The organism is Deltaproteobacteria bacterium, assembly GCA_022340465.1.
Classification (GTDB): Bacteria; Desulfobacterota; Desulfobacteria; order Desulfobacterales; family B30-G6; genus JAJDNW01.
Map to the genome: position 1 here is coordinate 1 of JAJDNW010000142.1, position 3,036 is coordinate 3,036.

Sequence of the window (3,036 nt, forward strand, 5' to 3'; positions counted from 1 at the left end):
CCCTTCGGTCAGGAAGGGCTGTGGTCAGATTCCGGCCATAACCGGTCCTCGGAAGAAAATCAGGCAAACTGAACATTTGCCCGTTTTCCATATCTCTCATAGGATTAGAAACATTCGCTAAGAGGTCCGACGAGGCTTCAGAGGTGTCTTGAGAAAGATGGACTGGAACTGGAGGGTTACATCGACCCTGCGGAGTCTTTGATGAGAATAGGAGTTTGTCTTCGCAATGCAATACTTTTGGTTACTGCGCCCTCAGACGGCGTTCTGCATTTTTGCATCTCTAACGCTACTTGAGATCGATACCGCGATTGCACAGTATGATCCGATTGGGAAGCACTATGCAGAACCATTGATTTTGATTTCCCCTGATTCTGCAGACTTTCCATCTATCCTAAACCAACCTGAGTCTGTCGATCTGAATGCAGATGGTCGGGCCGATGCCGTCTACTCCGACTACAACCCGGAGGATCCTGAAGGACTGATCCGGTTTTACCTGCTCTTGGCTAATGAGCAGGGAACCTTGGAGTTGGCCACCGAGTCCGTGGTCGAGGGCGAGATACCGACGACCGAGAGAGGGTTCCGGCAAATAATTCCGGCCGATTTCAACAACGACGGGGAACTCGACCTGTTCTTCGAATCGCACGGTGGTGAACCGCCTTGCGACGGAGGCGGCGTTGAATGCTGGCTGGGGGGCGCCAACAGCCTGCTACTTTCCGACGGCAACGGCAAGCTGGTTAACGTCTCTGGAACAAACTTGCCCGCACACTCCAGTTTCACGCATGGCTCGTCTGTGGGCGATTTTGACAAAGACGGTGATATCGATATCTGGGTGAACAACCTTGGAGGAAGCCCGCTTTACAACCCGGAATTTTCTTATCTCCTGGAGAACGACGGTCAGGGTGTCTTTTCGGTGATCGCGGATACCAGTGATCCGGATTGGCATGTTCCCATTGCGGGAAGGAACGGGGTCTTGCCTGCAGGTGACCTAGGCGGTTTCTGGTCATTTACTGTGGATGCCGAGGGGGACGGAGACCTCGACCTGGGGCTGGGGTGGTCGTGGGGCCTGCAGCGAAACATCGTTCTCCTGAACGATGGCACGGGGTCGTTCGATATGCCGGAGGGCGAATCCTTTCCCTCGCCACGGGACTTTGGTCCCGCATACATTCAGCACGCTGTCGTTCATGATCTGAACGGGGACTCACTGGACGACGTGTTGCTGCACCAAATGCGGGCAGAAGACTTCACGGAACCCATGATCCAACTCCTGATCAGCAACGGCGACGGGACATTCCGCGACGAAACCGCTACCCGATACCCGATGGAAGTCCATGAAGGGGCCTCGGATATCGAATTGCACGACCTCGACAAGGATGGCCACAAAGACATATTTCACAACATCAGTTTTACAGATGGCTGGCGCGTGGATGTGCGGATCAACGACGGGGAGGGATATTTCAGGGCCCTCGATGAGGACTGGGTGAGCGGCATGAGCTGGAATTGGATCGCCCTCGACGTCGACGGCGATGGCGACATCGACTTCCTCTCTTGCGACGACGGCATCGGCGTGGCGCTGCATAAAATGAGGACGCCATTCGGAGCGGACCAGGATGGCGACGACGGTGACAACCGCCTGATCGGGGGTGCTCACGACAACGTATTTCGCGGCCTCGCGGGCAACGACGTTCTGGACGGTGGGCTTGGAAATGATGACCTCGATGGCGGTCCCGGTGATGACGAACTGATAGGTGGTAAAGGCAACGATTACCTGAAACCCGGCAGTGGAACCAACGCCATCGATGGCGGTCCCGGCAACGATGAAATTGAGTACGGATTTTCACTTAATCTGGCAGAAGTTCAGCCAGGCGTGACATCGTCCGTTCGACGGACGAACGGCACGGTAAACGACCAAATTACCAACGTGGAGTACGCGCACTTTTCCGATGCCGCGGTACCCCTGCCCACCATGCCGGAATCTCAAATTGCGGGCCTGAGCGGCATTGCCGGTCTGTGGTATGACCCTTCGCTGGACGGTGAGGGGTTTAACGTCATTACTACACCGTCAGGAACGGTCGTGTTCTTTTATGGGTATTCGGCAGATGGTGAGAGACTCTGGCTCGTAAGTGAAACCCTGACAGACGATTTCGGCTTTGAACAATCGATCGACCTGACTATGTATAAGGGGAACGACGGCACATTCGACAGCCCCGCAAAACCACCGGAAGCGTTGAGCGAGTGGGGACGACTCACGGCATTGTTCGATTCCTGCGGGAGCGGAAGACTCGCATTAAACGGCGAGGACGGCATCAAAGCGACTTACCAAGTGAAGTTGGCCGGTATCGCTGATGCAGATTGCCAGGCCAGGGTACTTGCGGCTCCGTCCGGATTGGCTGGTCTGTGGTACGACGCTGAGCTTGATGGAGAGGGGTATAACGTCATTATCACGAACAACTCCACGGTCTACTTTTACTACGGCTACGACAGTGACGGGCAGCGCCTCTGGTTGGTCAGCGAGACAGTTCAGGGCATCCCAGGAATTGGAGATACCGCCACCCTGATAATGTACGAGGCCAGCGGCGGTACGTTTGATATGCCAAAACCATCGGCGGAAGCCTTGGCGGAATGGGGGCGGCTGGAAATTACGTACAATTCGTGCGGAGAAGGAATCGCACGATTGAATGGCGATGACGGCGAGAAAACATCCAACTTGGTCAAATTGGGTGGAATCACAGACTCTTCATGCCCGGAATCTTAGACCCAATGCCGAATCATTAGATGACGTTAGTTCCGCTTCGGGTCGAAAGCCGCCCTTGGCTCCTCTGCCAGGCTAAAGACCGCTTCCAGCCAGTAAGCGGAACTGATCTTGGGTCCTAAGTCGCGAGTGGCGAGTTCTCTTTCCGGCCAGAAGCGGAAGCAACGCTGCCGAAAGAAAAGCCCCGCGAGTGGCGGAGCTTTTTCAGATTCTGGATAGCCCGCGGCATTTGACGACCGCAGGATCTTCCTGCCTCTCCTTACGTCATCCGGTCAGGCTGAGTCGAT

The 3,036-nt window shown here is 55.3% G+C and carries 2 pseudogenes; both read left to right on the forward strand.

Features of this window, described 5'->3' with window-relative positions:
- The first annotated feature begins 226 nt into the window (after nucleotides 1-226).
- A pseudogene (locus LJE94_18715) lies at nucleotides 227-1,663 on the forward strand (VCBS repeat-containing protein).
- Between the two features lie 9 nt (nucleotides 1,664-1,672).
- Nucleotides 1,673-1,822: pseudogene (locus tag LJE94_18720) on the forward strand (calcium-binding protein).
- Nucleotides 1,823-3,036: the final 1,214 nt, after the last annotated feature.